At 71.5% G+C, this 16,151-nt stretch carries 13 protein-coding genes; 3 read left to right on the forward strand and 10 right to left on the reverse strand.

The genetic code is table 11. From position 1 onward, the window contains the following. Window positions 1-61: 61 nt before the first annotated feature. From QP119_RS11115 to sucB, 7 genes are all read right to left on the reverse strand, one after another. Window positions 62-850, reverse strand: a complete 789-nt coding sequence (locus QP119_RS11115; RefSeq protein ID WP_284776191.1) for a DUF4191 domain-containing protein — start codon at window positions 848-850, stop codon at window positions 62-64. Between the two features lie 96 nt (window positions 851-946). Beyond that, complete coding sequence (gene lipA, locus QP119_RS11120; protein ID WP_284776192.1) at window positions 947-2,029, reverse strand: lipoyl synthase; 1,083 nt, start codon at window positions 2,027-2,029, stop codon at window positions 947-949. Between the two features lie 99 nt (window positions 2,030-2,128). Continuing rightward, window positions 2,129-3,058 (reverse strand): lipoyl(octanoyl) transferase LipB, encoded by a 930-nt coding sequence (gene lipB, locus QP119_RS11125; protein ID WP_284776195.1) that lies wholly within the window; start codon window positions 3,056-3,058, stop codon window positions 2,129-2,131. A gap of 75 nt (window positions 3,059-3,133) precedes the next feature. After that, the gene (gene gcvH, locus QP119_RS11130; RefSeq protein WP_284776197.1) at window positions 3,134-3,526 is read right to left on the reverse strand and encodes a glycine cleavage system protein GcvH; all 393 of its coding nucleotides are present in this window, start codon (window positions 3,524-3,526) and stop codon (window positions 3,134-3,136) included. Between the two features lie 52 nt (window positions 3,527-3,578). Continuing rightward, complete coding sequence (gene gcvT, locus QP119_RS11135; RefSeq protein WP_284776199.1) at window positions 3,579-4,688, reverse strand: glycine cleavage system aminomethyltransferase GcvT; 1,110 nt, start codon at window positions 4,686-4,688, stop codon at window positions 3,579-3,581. A gap of 82 nt (window positions 4,689-4,770) precedes the next feature. After that, window positions 4,771-7,707 (reverse strand): aminomethyl-transferring glycine dehydrogenase, encoded by a 2,937-nt coding sequence (gcvP, locus tag QP119_RS11140; RefSeq protein ID WP_284776201.1) that lies wholly within the window; start codon window positions 7,705-7,707, stop codon window positions 4,771-4,773. A gap of 363 nt (window positions 7,708-8,070) precedes the next feature. Then, on the reverse strand, window positions 8,071-10,110 hold the full coding sequence (sucB, locus tag QP119_RS11145; RefSeq protein ID WP_284776202.1) for a 2-oxoglutarate dehydrogenase, E2 component, dihydrolipoamide succinyltransferase: 2,040 nt from the start codon (window positions 10,108-10,110) through the stop codon (window positions 8,071-8,073). A 143-nt stretch (window positions 10,111-10,253) separates the two neighbouring features. On the opposite strand from sucB, the gene QP119_RS11150 reads away from it, so the two are divergent. Then, a complete protein-coding gene (locus tag QP119_RS11150; protein WP_284776203.1) occupies window positions 10,254-10,652 on the forward strand; it encodes an oxidoreductase in 399 nt (132 codons plus the stop codon). 45 nt (window positions 10,653-10,697) lie between these two features. Here QP119_RS11150 and QP119_RS11155 read toward each other — a convergent pair whose 3' ends face one another. Further along, window positions 10,698-12,305 carry a leucyl aminopeptidase gene (locus tag QP119_RS11155; RefSeq protein ID WP_284776204.1) on the reverse strand — a complete coding sequence of 536 codons (1,608 nt, stop codon included), beginning with the start codon at window positions 12,303-12,305 and terminating at the stop codon, window positions 10,698-10,700. A gap of 164 nt (window positions 12,306-12,469) precedes the next feature. On the opposite strand from QP119_RS11155, the gene QP119_RS11160 reads away from it, so the two are divergent. Then, window positions 12,470-13,585, forward strand: a complete 1,116-nt coding sequence (locus QP119_RS11160; RefSeq protein WP_284776206.1) for a branched-chain amino acid aminotransferase — start codon at window positions 12,470-12,472, stop codon at window positions 13,583-13,585. 91 nt (window positions 13,586-13,676) lie between these two features. Here the strand turns inward: QP119_RS11160 and QP119_RS11165 are convergent, their stop codons facing one another. Together QP119_RS11165 and QP119_RS11170 are read right to left on the reverse strand one after the other, a co-directional pair. Beyond that, window positions 13,677-14,846 (reverse strand): nicotinate-nucleotide--dimethylbenzimidazole phosphoribosyltransferase, encoded by a 1,170-nt coding sequence (locus tag QP119_RS11165; protein WP_284776208.1) that lies wholly within the window; start codon window positions 14,844-14,846, stop codon window positions 13,677-13,679. 9 nt (window positions 14,847-14,855) lie between these two features. Then, the gene (locus QP119_RS11170) at window positions 14,856-15,572 is read right to left on the reverse strand and encodes a DUF3043 domain-containing protein (protein ID WP_284776210.1); all 717 of its coding nucleotides are present in this window, start codon (window positions 15,570-15,572) and stop codon (window positions 14,856-14,858) included. Window positions 15,573-15,780: 208 nt separating this feature from the next. Here QP119_RS11170 and QP119_RS11175 point away from each other — a divergent pair, with 208 nt between their 5' ends. Next, a complete protein-coding gene (locus QP119_RS11175) occupies window positions 15,781-16,125 on the forward strand; it encodes a HesB/IscA family protein (RefSeq protein ID WP_284776211.1) in 345 nt (114 codons plus the stop codon). The last annotated feature ends 26 nt before the right edge of the window (window positions 16,126-16,151 follow it).

Raw genomic sequence — 16,151 nt, forward strand, 5'->3', positions numbered from 1 at the left:
GGAGAGTGCTTCTCCCGGCGGGGTCTCCGCCTGTCTGGGGCCGCGTGGGCGGCGGACGCGCTTACTTGTTCTTGTTGCGCTCCTGGGCGCGGCGGGCGCGGCGGTTCATTCCCGAGATCTTCGCGCCCTTGGGCAGCGGGCCCTTGGGCAGCCCCGCCATCGGGTTGGCGCCGGCGCCGTGGTTGTCCATCGCCTCGATGCGGGCGTTGATGGGGTAGACGTCGTCCTTCTTGTAGTTGCGCGGCAGCTTGATCATCTCGCGCTGCAGGCGCTTGAGCGGCACCTGGTCCTCGCCGTCGCCGACGAAGATCTCGTAGACCGGCACGCCGCCGACCAGGCGGTTGAGCCGGCGCTTCTGCTGGGCCATCAGTGGCTTGAGGCGGTGCGGCTCGCCCTCACCGACGAGCACGATGCCCGGCACGCCGACGACGCGGTGCACGGCGTCGAGGTGGGTGGTCATGGCCACCGAGGTCTTGGTGAACCAGACGACGCCGACGGTGTTGCGCATGTTCTCCAGCGCCCAGCCGGCCGCGCCCGGGGAGTCCTGCGCCTTGTCGTAGACGGAGCTCTCGATGCGGCGGGTCATCACCCACAGTGCGGCGAGGACGCCGAGCATCAGGCCGATGACGAGCAGGAACCACTTGCCACCGGTGAACATGCCGATGACGAAGAGCAGCACCGCCGGCACGACGACGGCCAGGAGCATCAGCGGGATCAGCCACTTGTCCTGCTTGCGCTGGATGTTGAAGGCCTGCCACAGCTGGGTGAAGTTCTGCTTGCGCTTGGCGCGCTTGGCCTTCGACTCTTCCTTCTTCGCCGCCTTGTCCGCGGCCTTCTTCGCGTCTGCCATGCCCTCAACAATAGGGGATGGGCCCCGGCGGAAGGCCGGGGCCCATGGTCCGCGGGTTAACCGCGGGTGTGGTTCGCCTGAATCGGGCGGGCGGGATCAGGCGCGCGCGTGCGCGTGGCGGCGCGACTCGGCGGAGACGACCGCGGAGTCGGCGTCGTCGGAGGGGCCGTACTTGTCCAGCAGGGTGCTCGCCTCCTGGGCGGTGGAGCCCTGCGAGGTCTCCTTGAGGTGGCTCAGGTTCTCCGGCAGCTCCAGGCCGCGGGCCTCCATCGCCTGGGCGTAGAGACGCCCGGCGCGGTAGGAGGAGCGCACCAGGGGCCCGGACATGACCGCGCCGAAGCCCATCTCGTAGGCGGCGTCGGAGTAGGCGAGGAACTCCTCGGGCTTCACCCACCGGTCGATCGGGTGGTACAGCGGGCCCGGCCGCAGGTACTGGGTGAGGGTGATGATGTCGCAGCCGGCCGAGTGCAGGTCGCGCAGGGCCTCCATGACCTCGTCGTAGGTCTCGCCCATGCCCAGGATCAGGTTCGACTTGGTGATCAGGCCGAAGTCGCGGGCGGCGCGGATGACCTCCAGCGAGCGCTCGTAGCGGAACGCCGGGCGGATGCGCTTGAAGATGCGCGGCACGGTCTCGACGTTGTGCGCGAAGACCTCGGGGCGGGCCTCGAAGACCTCGGCGAGCAGGTCCGGCTTGCCGGAGAAGTCCGGGGTGAGGTTCTCCACGCCGGTGTGCGGGTTGAGCTCGTGGATCTGGCGGACGACCTCGGCGTAGAGCCAGGCGCCCTCGTCGGGCAGGTCGTCGCGGGTGACACCCGTGATCGTCGAGTAGTTCAGCTTCATGTCGCGCACGGACTCGGCCACGCGGCGCGGCTCGTCGCGGTCCAGCGGCTCCGGCTTGGCGGAGTTGATCATGCAGAAGTCGCAGCGCCGCGAGCAGTTGGCGCCGCCGATCAGGAACGTCGCCTCGCGCGACTCCCAACACTCGTGGATGTTGGGGCAACCGGCCTCCTGGCAGACGGTGTGCAGCTCGGCGCCCTGGACACGGTTCTTCATGTCCTGGTACTGCGGCCCGTTCTTGACCTGGTTGCGGATCCAGCGGGGCTTGTGCTCGATCGGGGTCTTCGAGTTGCGCGCCTCGATGCGCAGCAACCTGCGTCCTTCCGGTGCTGAAGTAGTCACGGACTCAACCTTACATATTTGTGGTCATGGTCAACATCACCCCCGCGAGGGGGCGGGCTACGGCCGCGCCGGCGCCCTCGGCCCGCCGCGACCCGCAGGTCACTGGTGTGCGCGGTGGACGTGGTTGCGGTGCGGCAGGCCCTTGGTGGGGTCGGGCGCCGATCCGAAGGAGTGGTCGGCCACGCGCAGCCGACCCTCGAGCGCGTCGACGAGGTCGCCGAGCAGCGGCTCGGTCATCTCCTCGACGCTGACGTGGCGGCCCAGCTCGTGGGAAAGCGTGGTCACCCCGGCGTCCCGGATGCCGCACGGGACGATGTGGTGGTAGTACTCCAGGGTGTTCGAGCAGTTCAGGGCCAGCCCGTGCATGGTCACCCCGTGGGTGACGCGGATGCCGAGCGCGGCGACCTTCCGGTCCGGCCGGTGCAGCGAGGTGCCCGCCCCGCCGCCCGCCGCGGCCTCGTCCTTCTCCGGCGCGGCCCCATTCCCTGGTGCGGACGCGCCGGCGTCCGCACCCGTGGTGAGGATCGTGCCGGGCAGCGCGCCGGGCTCGGTGGAGACGTGCCCGCCGGCGTCGTCGGGGTCGGCGGGCACCCACACCCCGGAGCGGCCGTCGATGCGGCCGGCGTCCGGCACGCCCACGCGCCGCACCGTCTGGATGAGCGCCTCCTCGAGGCGGCGCACGTAGTCGACCACGTCGACGGGGTCGGCCAGTTCGATGATCGGGTAGACCACCAGCTGTCCCTCTCCGTGCCAGGTGATGCGCCCGCCGCGGTCGACGTCGATGACCGGCAGGCCGTTGTCGGGCAGGTCCTCCGGCTGCGTGCGCTTGCCGGCGGTGTAGGTGCTCGGGTGCTCGAGCACGAGGATCACGTCGCCGATCTCCCCGCGGTGGCGGGCGGCGGCGAGGTCGGCCTGCAGGTGCCAGGCCTCGAGGTAGTCCACCGTGCCGAGCCGGCGGATCTCCGGCGGCTCTGAGGCGGAACGGATGGAGCGGTCGGAGGGGAAGAACGGGTCACGTGGCGCGGTCATGATGTGTCTCAGGTTACGCGCAGGGCCCGACGCCGACGGCGCCGGGCCCTGCGGGGGAGAGGGTCGGGGAACCGCTTACTCGACGCCGTTGTCGGCGGCGTAGGTCGCGGCGTCGACGAGCTCGCCGACCTCGTCGACCTCGACCTCGTAGAGCCAGCCCTCGCCGAACGGGTCGTCGTTGATGACCTCGTAGTTGTCGTGCACGTCGTCGTTGACGGCGGTGACGGTGCCGGTCACCGGCGAGTAGAGGTCGGAGACCGACTTGGTGGACTCGATCTCGCCGCAGGGCTCGCCGGCGGTGACGGTGTCGCCGACCTCGGGCAGCTCGGCGAAGACGACCTCGCCGAGACGCTCGGTGGCCACGGAGGTCACGCCGACCTTGACGGTCTTGCCCACCGCCTCGTCGGCGGCGGCGTCGATCCACTCGTGCTCGGCGGAGTAGGAGAAGTTCTCGGGCAGGGAGCTCATGGGAAAACCTTTCTGGTGGTGCCTGGAGGCAAGCTTATCGGTGCGTATGCGCTCAGTTGCGCTTGCGGGAGTAGAAGGGGGTCTCGGCGACGGTGAAGGGGTACTCGCGGCCGCGGATGACCATGGTGACCTCGGTGCCGGGCTCTGCGAGTTCACGGTCGATGTAGCCCAGCGCGATGGGGTGGCCCAGGGTCGGGGAGGGCTGGCCCGAGGTCACGGTGCCCACCTCCTCGCCGTCGGAGTTGACCACGCTCGCGCCCTCGCGCGCGGCGCGGCGCTGCTCGGAGGTGAAACCGACGAGCACACGGGCGGGCGGCGCGGTGTCGACAAGCACGCGCCCGAAGAAGTCGCCCTCCTTCTTTTTGCTCACCAGCACGCCCAGTCCGGCGGCCAGAGGGGTCACCTCGCGGGTCAGCTCGTGGCCGTAGAGCGGCATGGCTGCCTCGAGGCGCAGCGAGTCGCGCGCGGCCAGGCCGCAGGGGGTCAGCCCCTCGCCTCCGGCGGCGACCGCGGCGTCCCAGACCGTCTCGGCGTGCTCGGCGGGGAAGATCAGCTCGAAGCCGTCCTCGCCGGTGTAGCCGGTGCGCGCGACCAGGACGTCCGCCACGCCGGCCACGGTCAGCGGCACCCCGGCGTAGTAGCCCAGCTCGGCGACGGCGGCGTGGTCGGACTCGGCCACGAGCTCGCGTACGATGCCCTCGGAGTCCGGGCCCTGCACGGCCACCAGGGCGGTCGCCTTGGTCTGGTCGTCGATCGACACCTCGAAGCCCTCGGCGCGCTCGGCGAAGGCGGCCGCCACGTGCGGGGTGTTCGCGGCGTTCGGCACGACGAGGAACTCCTCCTCGCCGAGGCGGTAGGTGATCAGGTCGTCGATCACGCCGCCCTCGGCGTCGACGACCATGGAGTACTTCGCCTTGCCGACCTTCATCGCCGAGAGCTTCGAGATCAGCGCGTAGTCGAGGAACTCGGCGGCCTGGGCGCCGCGCACGCGCAGCTCACCCATGTGGGACAGGTCGAAGATGCCGGCGGCCCCGCGCACGGCGCGGTGCTCGTCGAGCTCGTTGCCGTACTTCAGCGGCATCTGCCAGCCGCCGAAGTCGGTGAAGGTGGCGCCCAGCTGCTCGTGCCGGGAGGCCAGTGGACTGTGCTTGGACTCGGTCATTGCTCTCCTCGTGGTGGTTTTAGGTGTCTCGCGGGCGCCCCGGGCGCGGACGCGGGGCGTGTGCGTCAGGCCTCGGTGCGCGTCAGACCTCGGCGGACTCAGTGTCGTCGCCGGAGATGTCGAAGGCCTCCGGCGGCGGACAGGAGCAGACGAGATGGCGGTCGCCGTAGGCCTCGTCGATGCGGCGCACCGGCGGGAAGTACTTGTCGCGGTACAGCGAGTCGACCGGCCAGGCCGCCTGGCGGCGGGTGAACGGGTGCGGCCACTCGTCGGCGCCCACGGCCGCGGCGGTGAACGGCGCCTGGGCCAGCACCGACTCCTCGTGGGAGACCTCGCCGTCGATGATCTCCTGGATCTCGGCGCGGATGGAGCGCATCGCGGTGATGAAGCGGTCCAGCTCGCCGAGGTCCTCCGACTCGGTCGGCTCGACCATCAGCGTGCCGGCGACCGGGAAGGCCAGCGTCGGGGCGTGGAAGCCGTAGTCGACCAGGCGCTTGCACACGTCGGCGGCGGTGACCCCGGAGGCGTCGGTCAGCTCGCGCAGGTCCAGGATGCACTCGTGGGCGACCAGCCCGGACGGCCCGGTGTAGAGCACCGGGAAGGACTCGTGGAGCTGTTCGGCGACGTAGTTGGCCGCCAGGATCGCGTGCGCGGAGTTGCGCCGCAGGCCCTGGGTTCCGCTCATGGCAAGGTAGGCCCAGCTGATCGGCAGCACGCCGGCGGAGCCGAAGAGGGTGCCCACCATCGGCACGCCCTCGTCGACGGCGGCCGGGCCCACCCCGGCGGTCGTCGGGTCGGTCGGCAGGAAGTCGACAAGGTGCTCGGCCACGCCGATGGGGCCGACACCCGGGCCACCGCCGCCGTGCGGGATGGCGAAGGTCTTGTGCAGGTTCAGGTGGCTGACGTCGCCGCCGAAGCGGCCCGGGCGCGCGATGCCGGACAGGGCGTTCATGTTCGCGCCGTCGATGTAGACCTGCCCGCCCACGCCGTGGACCAGGTCGCAGACGTGGGTGACGTTCTCCTCGAAGACGCCGTGCGTCGACGGGTAGGTGATCATGATCGCCGCGACGTGCTCGCCGTGCTTGTCCAGCTTGGCCTTGAGGTCCTCGACGTCGATCGAGCCGTCCTCGGCGCTGTCGACCACGACGACCTTCAGGTGCGCCAGCGCCGCCGAGGCCGCGTTGGTGCCGTGCGCGGAGGAGGGCACCAGGCAGATGTCGCGCTCGTGGTCGCCGCGCGAGACGTGGTAGCGGCGGATGGCCAGTAGCCCCGCCAGCTCACCCATGGAGCCGGAGTTGGGCTGCAGCGAGACCGCCGCGTAGCCGGTGATGTCCACCAGCCAACCGGTCAGCTCGTAGATGAGCGCCTTCCAGCCGGGGGTGAAGCGCGCCGGGGTGTAGGGGTGCACGTCCGCGAAGCCCGGCCAGGAGATCGCCTCCATGCCGGCGGCCGGGTTGAGCTTCATGGTGCACGAGCCCAGCGGGATCATCGTGCGGTCGAGTGCGAGGTCCTTGTCGGAGAGCCGGCGCAGGTAGCGCATCATCTGCGTCTCCGAGTGGACGGAGTGGAAGATCGGGTGCTCCAGCGTCGGCGTGGTGCGCCGCAGCGTCTCCGGGATGCTTGCCGACGTCCCGTCCGACCCCTCGGCGTTTCCGTCGCCCGTGGCGCCGTCCCCGGCGCCGTTCTCTTCCCCGGCTGCGCCGCGCAGCGGCGCAGCGAACGCATCGGCGAGCACCGCGACGTCGGCAATTGTGGCGGACTCGCCGAAGGAGACCACCACGGCGTCCTCGTCGAGCGGGCGCACCAGGTAGCCGGCCTCGGCCAGGGCGTCGGTGATCGCGCGGGCGCGGCCGGGCACCTCGACGGTGACGGTGTCGAAGAAGTCCGCGTGGCGCACGGTGGCGTTTTCGGCGGCCTCGATCGCGGCGGCGAAGGTGACCGCGCGGGCGTGGACGTCCTCGGCGATGGCCTTGAGCCCCTCGGCGCCGTGGTAGACGGCGTACATCGAGGCGGTCACGGCCAGCAGCGCCTGGGCGGTGCAGATGTTGCTGGTGGCGCGCTCGCGGCGGATGTGCTGCTCGCGGGTCTGCAGCGCCAGGCGGTAGGCGGGCATGCCGGCGACGTCCTTGGACACGCCGACCAGGCGGCCGGGCATCTTGCGCTTGAGCTTGTCGGCCACCGACATGAAGCCGGCGTGCGGTCCGCCGTAGAAGAGCGGCACGCCGAAGCGCTGGGAGGAGCCGACGGCGATGTCGGCGCCGAGGGTGCCCGGCGACTCGGTCAGCTGCAGGGCCAGCAGGTCGCAGGCCAGGGTGACCAGGCCGCCGCGGCCGTGCATCTCCTCGATCGCGCCGCGCGGGTCGACCAGGTCGCCCTCGGTGCCCGGGTAGGCGATCACCGAGCCGGCCCAGCCCTCGCCGACCAGCGGGGCCGTCGCGTCGCCGACCTCGACCTCCAGGGCCAGGGCGCGGGCACGCTCGGCGGCCACGGCGAGCACCTGCGGGTGCAGGCGGGAGTCGAGCAGCACGCGGGTGCCCTTGCGCTGGGCGCGCGCCATCAGGCCGACGGCCTCGGCGACGGCGGTGGCCTCGTCGAGCAGTGAGGCGTTGGCCACCGGCAGGCCGGTCAGCTCGGCGACCAACGTCTGGAAGTTGAGCAGGGCCTCGAGGCGGCCCTGGGAGATCTCCGGCTGGTAGGGCGTGTAGGCGGTGTACCAGCCCGGGTCCTCGAGCACCCCGCGGCGGATCACCGGCGGGGTGACCGTGTCGGAGAATCCCTGGCCGTAGAAGGCGCGCAGGACGGTGTTGGCCTCGGCGTAGCCGCGCAGCTTGGCCTGGGCGTCCGCCTCGGAGAGCGGCTCGCCGATCTCCGGGACCGTGTCGGAGTTGTCGCGGCCGACGGCCGCGGGCAGGGCCGCACTGATCAGCGCCTCCAGGTCCGGTTGGCCCACCGCGGCCAGCATCGCCGCGGTCTCCTTCTGGTCGGGGCCGATATGGCGGGAGGTGTAGGCGCTTGTCATGGCGGTCTTCGGACTCCTTCGCGACGTGCGGTGACGCGCGCCGGGCGGACCTGACGGGCGGACCTGACGGCCAGCGGGGCGCGGCGTCGTATGGACTGGCACGAATTCTACCGCCGTGGAGTGTCACCGGGAGCACGTTTCAGTCACGGGTGTGGGCGTGGTCCCGTCGCCGGGGCCCGGGTTTACGGGCGTGCGCTGGGGCGCAGACGCGGAAACACTCGCCGGGCGACGCAGGGCGGGGCGGGTGCAGACGCGGAGACGCCCGCCGGGTGACGCGCCCCTCCGAGGTGGGGCGGTCACCCGACGGGCGTCGGGTGCCCCACGCAGGGGCGCCGGTGGGCGCCGCCCGCGCGGTGCGGCGGATCAGAGGTCGAGGTCGCCCTCGAAGTCCGCGGTCTCCAGGCGGTCCTTGACCGTGGTCATGAACCGGCCGGCGTCCGCGCCGTCGACCAGCTGGTGGTCGTAGGTCAGCGGCAGGTAGGCGACCTGGCGGATCGCGATGGAGTCCAGGCCGTCGTCGGAGACGACCACCGGGCGCTTGGAGATCACGCCGGTGCCCATGATGCCCGCCTGCGGCGGCACCAGGATCGGGGTGTCGGTCAGGGCACCCTCCGAGCCGATGTTGGTGATGGTGAAGGTGCCGCCGGACAGGTCGTCCGGGCGCAGCTTGCGGTTGCGCGCGCGCTCGGCGATGTCGACGATGGCCTTCGCCAGCTCCGGCAGGCTCAGCTTGTCCGCGTCGTGGATGACCGGGGAGAGCAGGCCCTGCTCGGTGTCCACGGCGATGGAGAGGTTCACGCCGTCGTGGTAGGTGATCTCCTTGGTCTCCGCGTTGTAGGACGCGTTGACGTTCGGGTGGGCCACCAGGGCCTCGACGACGGCCTTGGCGAAGAACGGCAGGTAGGTCAGGTTGACGCCGTACTTCTCCTGGAAGGCCGGCTTGCTGGCCTTGCGCAGCGCGGCCACGTCGGTCATGTCGACCTCGTGGACCTGGGTGAGCTGGGCGGTCAGCTGCAGGGCCTCCACGGTGCGGGCCGCGGTGACCTGGCGGATGCGGTTGGCCTTCTGGGTGGTGCCGCGCAGTTTGGCCTTCTCCGGGTCGACGGACTTGGTCGAGGCGGCCGAGCCCTTCTTCTCGGACTTGTCCTCGCCGGCGTCCTTACCGCCCTCGGCGGCGGCCAGCACGTCCTGCTTGCGGATGCGGCCGCCGATGCCGGTGCCCTCGACCGTGTTCAGGTCGACGCCGTGCTTCTCGGCCAGCTTGCGCACCAGCGGGGTGACGTAGGGGACCTTGCCGGAGGTGGCGGACTTCTTCTCGCCCTTGTCCTCCTTGTCCTCCTTGTCCTCCTTGTCCTCCTTGGCCTCGGCCTTCTCCTGCTTCGGCTCGTCCTTCTCCTCGGGCCCCTCGGACTTGTCGTCGTCCTTGTCGGAGTCGTCGGAGGCCGGGGCGGTGTCCGCGTCACCGACGCGCGCGATCACGTCGCCGACGTCGACGGTGTCGTCCTCCTCGGCGAGGATCTCGAGCAGGGTGCCGGAGGCCGGGGAGGGGACCTCGGTGTCGACCTTGTCGGTGGAGACCTCGAGCAGCGGCTCGTCCTCCTCGACGGTGTCGCCGACGTTCTTGAGCCACTGGGTGATGGTGCCCTCGGTGACGGACTCGCCGAGCTCGGGCATGGCGATGTCGGTGGCGTCGCCGGAGCCGGAGGACTTCTTCGGCTCCTCCTTCTTCTCCTCCTTGGGCTCGTCCTTCTCCTCGGGCTCCTCGGACTTGTCGTCGTCCTTGTCGGAGTCGTCGGAGGCCGGGGCGGCGTCGGCGTCACCGACACGGGCGATCACGTCGCCGACGTCGACGGTGTCGTCCTCCTCGGCGAGGATCTCGAGCAGGGTGCCGGAGGCCGGGGAGGGGACCTCGGTGTCGACCTTGTCGGTGGAGACCTCGAGCAGCGGCTCGTCCTCCTCGACGGTGTCGCCGACGTTCTTGAGCCACTGGGTGATGGTGCCCTCGGTGACGGACTCGCCCAGCTCGGGCATGGCGATGTCGGTGGCGTCGCCGGAGCCGGAGGACTTCTTCGGGGCCGGCTTCTCGTCGGCGTCGTCCTTGTCCCCGGACTTCTCCTCCTTCTCCTCGGCCTCGCCGGAGTCGTCGGAACCGGCGAGCTCCTCGCCCTCCTCGCCGATGACGGCGATGACGTTGCCGACTTCGACGGTGTCGTCCTCGTCGGCCTTGATCTCGAGCAGGACACCCGCGGCGGGCGACGGGATCTCGGTGTCGACCTTGTCGGTGGAGACCTCGAGAAGCGGCTCATCCTCGGCGACCGTGTCGCCGACGTTCTTCAGCCATTGGGTGATGGTGCCTTCGGTGACGGATTCGCCCAGTTCGGGCATCTCTACGGAGAACGCCATGTTCTGTCAGACTCCTCGGAAAGTCGTGTGGTTCATGCTGTGACTAATACCCTTTACCGTACCCGGTCACCCATAGGGGTGTTGTGTGACGGCCCCACCTGGCTGCGGTGGGAGGTAGGCGCAGTCGCCTACAATCGTAGGTCGTGTTCAACTTCTTCGGCCGCTCGCGCCGCTCAAGCAGCCTGCGCCCGCCCCGCGCCCCGGGCGACACGATCCGGAAGGCCGACGCCGACCGCCTCGTGGCCTGGTGCCGGGGCCGCGGGCCGGTCGAGGCGTTCGTCGAGCCGGAGACGATGCTCAACGAGATGTCGGTCGTCCTGGTCGCCCCCGACGGCGAGTTCACCCGCCGGCCCATCGGCGGGCCGAAGGGCATCGACGCCGTCTCCAAGCTGCTCGGCGTGCCCGTCTACGACGTCGAGGAGACGGGCTACCCGCAGCGCATGCGCGAGCGCATCGAGCGCGACCGCATCCTGCGCAAGCGGGCCGAACAGCGCGAACGCCGCGCCCGGTTCGAGCGCGGCGAGGACCCGGGGGCTCCCTGAGCCGGCCCGGTCGTGAGGGGCCGGGCCCAGGGAACCTGAGGCCGTCTAACGCGCGGCGAGCTCCTCGGCCAGCGCGATGAAGGTACGTACCGGGGTGCCGGTGGCCCGCTTCGGGGTGTAGCCGCGGGCCGCGCCGGTGTTGTAGGAGGGGCCGGCGACGTCCACGTGCGCCCACTCGAGGCCCTCGGGGACGAACTGCGAGAGGTACATCGCGGCGTAGAGCATGCCGCCGTCGCGCGAGTTGGGGGAGTTGCGGATGTCCGCCACCGGCGAGACGACCGTCTCCTCGTGTTCCTCGAGCAGCGGCATCGCCCAGGCGTTCTCGCCGATCTCGCGGCCGAGGGCGGCGACGCGGTCGCGCAGCTCCTCGGTGCCCATCACGCCGGCGGTGCGGTTGCCCAGCGCGACGATCTGTGCGCCGGTCAGCGTGGAGGTCTCCACCAGGTAGTCCGGCTCGCCCTCGGCGGCGCGGGTGATGGCGTCGGCGAGCACCACGCGCCCCTCGGCGTCGGTGTTGATGATCTCGGAGGTGATCCCGCCGTAGTGGGTGATCACGTCGCCCGGGCGCGTCGCCGAGCCGGACGGCATGTTCTCCGCCAGTGCGACGGTCGCGGTGACCTCGACGTCGAGGTTGAGCCGGGCGGCGGCGAAGACGGCGGCGGCCGCGGCGGCCGAGCCGCCCATGTCGGAGATCATGTCCTCCATGGTCTTGGCGGGCTTGAGCGAGATGCCGCCGGTGTCGAAGGTGATGCCCTTGCCCACCAGCGCCAGCTTCGGGGTGGACTTCTTCTTTTTCTTCGGCTTCCAGCGCAGCTCGACCACGCGCGGCTCGCGCGCCGAGCCCTGCCCGACGGCCAGCACGCCGCCGAAGCCCTGCTTGCGCAGCGCCTTGGCGTCGAGCACGTCGGCCTTGACGCCGTACTCCTCGGCGGTGGCGGCCAGGATGTCGGCGTAGACGGCGGGGTAGAGGTGGTTGGCCGGGGTGTTGACCAGGTCGCGGACGAGGTTGGTCGACTCTGCGGTGACCTGGCCGGCGACGAACTCCTTCTTCGCGCCCTTCCAGTCGGCCACGAAGGTGACCCCCGGGGCCTTCGCGCCGGCGGCCTTGAAGCCGGTGTAGCGGTAGGAGCCGAGCAGCCAGCCCTCGACGGCGGCGCGCAGCCCGAAATCGCCGAGCGTGGTGGCCACCGCGGAGAACTCCGGCTCGACGGCCGTCAGCGTGCGGGCGACGGTGCCGGTGGCGCGGCGCAGCACCTCGTCGTCGAGTTCGTCGGCCGACCCCAAGCCCACCGCGATGACGGTGGCGGGCAGCGCGGCGTCGTGGCCGGCCTCGCCCTCGGTCGGGGCGGCGATGCGCGTGACCTCACCGGCCGCACCGGTCGCGCCGACGGCCTCGATGCGGGCCAGCAGCGCCTCGAGCGTCTCGGAGCCGAGGAACTCCGGGGCGGGCAGCTCGACGGTCCCGCCGGCCGCGGTGACCGGGGCCTTCCCGGCCTCCTCCCGGTCGCCGTCGGAGTCGACCTCGGCCTCGGCTGGGGCCTCGCCGCCGGCGCGGAAGAGCGGCAGCACCAGCGCCTCGGCCTTCTTCGGTACCTTCTTGCCCTGGCGCGGCGCGGCGACGGCGCCGGTTACGGGGAGAGCGGAATCGGACACGGGTGACCTCCATTGATTGTCGACGTCTCGTGGGTCACCCCAGCCTATCCGGCGTGGCGTGGGCGCGTTTCCGGCGTCCCTGTTGTTCCACTTGATGGGACGGGGCACCCCCTTTTGTCCCACCGCTGGTGAGCGCGACGAAAGCAGGGGAGTACGGTGACCGTATGGCACTCGAATTCAGCATCCACCGCACCGAAAACCCCACCCCTGACGCCCAGCGCGAGAAGATCCTCGAGGATCCCGCCTTCGGTCAGGTCTTCACCGACCACATGGTCCACATCCAGTGGACCGAGGACAAGGGTTGGCACAACGCGGAGGTCGTCCCCTTCGCCAACTTCTCCATCTCCCCGGCCGCCAACGTCCTGCACTACGGCCAGGCCATCTTCGAGGGGCTGAAGGCCTACCGTCTGCCGGACGGCTCCATCGCCACCTTCCGCCCCGAGCAGAACGCGCGCCGCATGCAGAACTCCGCGCGCCGCCTGAACATGCCGGGCCTGCCGGAGGAGGACTTCCTGGAGGCGGTCCGCCTGCTCGTCGACGTCGACCGCGACTGGGTCCCCGCCGCCGGCGGCGAGGCCGCCCTGTACCTGCGCCCGGTCATGTTCGCCACCGAGCCGACCCTGGGCGTCCACGCCTCGAAGAGCTACTCGATGTACTTCATCGCCTCGCCCTCGGGCGCCTACTTCAGCGGCGGGGTCAAGCCCGTCAGCGTCTGGATCTGCGAGGACTACGTCCGCGCCGCCCCGGGCGGCACCGGTGCGGCCAAGTGCGCCGGCAACTACGCGGCCAGTCTGCTGGCCCAGACCCAGGCCGCCGAGAAGGGCTGCGACCAGGTCGTCTGGCTGGACGCCATCGAGCGCAAGTACATCGAGGAGATGGGCGGCATGAACCTCATGTTCGTCTACGGCACCGAGGCCGAGGGCAACGTCCGCGTGGTCACCCCGGCGCTGTCCGGCTCCCTGCTGCCGGGCGTCACCCGCGCCTCGCTGCTGCAGGTCGCCGAGGACCTCGGCTACGAGACCTCCGAGGAGCGCATCACCGTCGACCAGTGGCGCCGGGACGTCGCCGACGGCAAGATGACCGAGGCCCTGGCCTGCGGTACCGCCGCCGTCCTGACCCCGGTCGGCCGCGTGCTGTCCAAGGAGGGCGAGTTCGACGTCAACGACAACCAGGCCGGCGAGGTCACGATGAAGCTGCGTGAGGCACTGACCTCCATCCAGCACGGCGAGGCCGAGGACACCCACGGCTGGAGCTACGAGCTGGTCGCGGCCGACAAGTAGTCCGCACGCAGATCAGGCCGAGAGTAAAGGCCCCGGGTCACTGACCCGGGGCCTTTTCCCCTGCGTGATTCCGGTGCACTCTGGCGCCGGCCTACGGCCCAGGCGGGTCCGGCCCGCCCGGCTCGCCGGACTCCTCCGGTTCCCCGGGGCCCTCGGGCTCGGGCAGCTCGCAGCCCGAGGCGATGCGCGCGGCCGCACGGGCCACGGGCAGCGTCTGCAGGGCCGCGGTGCCCAGCCCGAGCGGGGCGTTCATGGCGAAGAGCGCCTGCAGGCCGAGGCGACGCAGTGCGAGCAGGTGCGCCGGGGCCGGGGTGAGCCGCCCGGCCAAGAGCCACTCGCGGGCACCGGGGGCCAGCGCGTCGGCGCACACGGCCGCCACGGCCGAGGCCGTCGTGTCCAGGATGACCGGGGTGCGCCGCACCGCGGCCTGCGCGATGAAGCCCGCGGCGGCCACCAGGTCGCAGCCGCCGGCGATGCGCAGCACGTCGCCGACGGAGTCGGCCACCTCGCGCGCCCGGAACATCGCGTCGCGCAGCACGGTGACGTTGCGCGACCAGCGCCGGTCGTCGGTGCCGGTGGCGCCGAAGCCGAAGATGGTGACCGGCTCGGTGCGCGTGATCGTGCCCAGCACGGCGAGCGCGGCGGTCTCCGCTCCCACGCCCAGCACCGCCGTCGAGAGCACGCCGCAGCCCCGGTCGACGGCCTCGTCGGCCAGGTCGCGGCCCAGCTCGAGGGCCGCGGCGTACTCCTCGGCGGTCATCGCGTCCTCGACGTCGATGAACCCGCAGCCGTTGCGCACGCGCTCACCGGCGTCCACGCCGTCGACGGTGCCGCGCAACGCGACGTCGACGAGCCGCACGCGGCAGCCGACGGCCTCGGCGAAGACGGTCGTCGGCGAGGCACCCGCGGCCAGCGTCTCGGCCAGGCGGCGGGTGGCGTCGGCGCGGTGCCAGGCGCGGAAGCGGTCGGCCACGCCGTGCTCGGCGGCGAAGACCACCAGCTCGGCCTCGCCGATCTCACCGGGCGGGACCTGCCCGGAGCAGGCGGCGAAGAAGGCGGCGACGTCGGCCAGCCGGCCGAGCTCCTCCACGGTCACCGGGGAGGCCGGCGAGGCGGCGTTGCGCAGCAGCCGGCGCATCCGCCGGTAGGCGGCGGTGTCGGGCGCGGCCACCTCGCCGAAGGTCACCGGGCCCGCGGCGGGGGAGGCGGAAGGGACCTGCCCGGTGGAACCTCCGGGGGCGTCGGAAATCGGGTCAGCCACGGCCGGCTCCTAGACGTCCGCGCCGAGCTCCACGCGCGGGCGCGGGGTGCGCCAGCGCCGCGGCTGCGTGGCCCGGGAGTAGGCGTACATGCCAAGCCCGAAGCCGGTCGCCGAGGTGCCGGGGAAGCGGTCGCGCACCGCGGCGTTGGCGCGGCGGCCCAGCCAGACACCCTCGATGAAGAAGATGACGATCAGCGCCATGGCGAACAGCGACGCCGCCGCCGCGATCTTCGGCGCGGCGTTGGAGATCAGCATGAACACCAGAAGGATCAGGGCCGCGGGCATCACGTAGTTGTTGGCGAAGCGCCGCGCGTCGACCCAGTCGCGCACGAAGCGGCGCTCCTCGCCGCGATCGCGCTCGAGCAGGTAGCGCTCGTCGCCGGCGTCCATGCGCGCCTGCGCCTCGCGCTGGCGGGAGCGGTTGGCCTCGCGCTCCTTGCGCTTGTGCTTCTTCCACTCCTCCTTGGTCATGGACTCCTTGAGCTTCTTGCGCTCGGCGCGGGCCTGCGCCGGGGTCGTCGGCGCCATGGACTCGCCGCGGATCACGCCGCGGGCGAGCTCCTGGTCGCGACGCTTCGGGGTCGCGTGCCCCTTCTTCGGGGTGTAGCCGGGGTCGCGCTCGGCCTTCTCGGCCTGGGCCGCGGCCTCGTCGGCGGCGTCGGCCTCGTGGCCCGCCTCGGCGGCCGTCGCGCCGGTCTCGTCGTTCTTCTGCCAGGGGAATTTCACGCCCACCAGGTTACAAGCCGCGCACCGCGAAGTGGCTGCGGGGCCGGGACGGTGTTTTCTCCGGGTGGAGACGGGTATGGTTTAGCGCAGTGGGGCCGCCGCCCGGCCCGGCACCCGGACCAGCGCCCGGGGCTCGCCGGAGTCGGAGCAGACGCCGGGCAGGAACGGCCCCGAAGTGAACGTCTTCCAGTTTTTCCAGGAGCTTGCCATGACTGCACCGTCAACCGAGACCGGCGTGACCCTGACCGACGCCGCCGCCGCGAAGGCGAAGGCCCTGCTCGAGCAGGAGGGCCGCGACGACCTCTCCCTGCGCATCGCCGTCCAGCCCGGCGGCTGCGCCGGCCTGCGCTACCAGCTCTACTTCGACGACCGCACCCTCGACGGCGACAAGGTCGACGTTTTCGGCGGCGTGAACCTCGTCGTCGACCGCATGTCCGTGCCCTACCTGGCCGGCGCGACCATCGACTTCGCCGACACCATCGAGCAGCAGGGCTTCACCATCGACAACCCGAACGCGGGCGGTTCCTGCGCCTGCGGCGACTCCTTCCACTGACATTCAGGTGCGCGGCGTCGTCAATT

This window comes from Corynebacterium frankenforstense (assembly GCF_030211955.1).
Classification (GTDB): Bacteria; Actinomycetota; Actinomycetes; order Mycobacteriales; family Mycobacteriaceae; genus Corynebacterium; species Corynebacterium frankenforstense_A.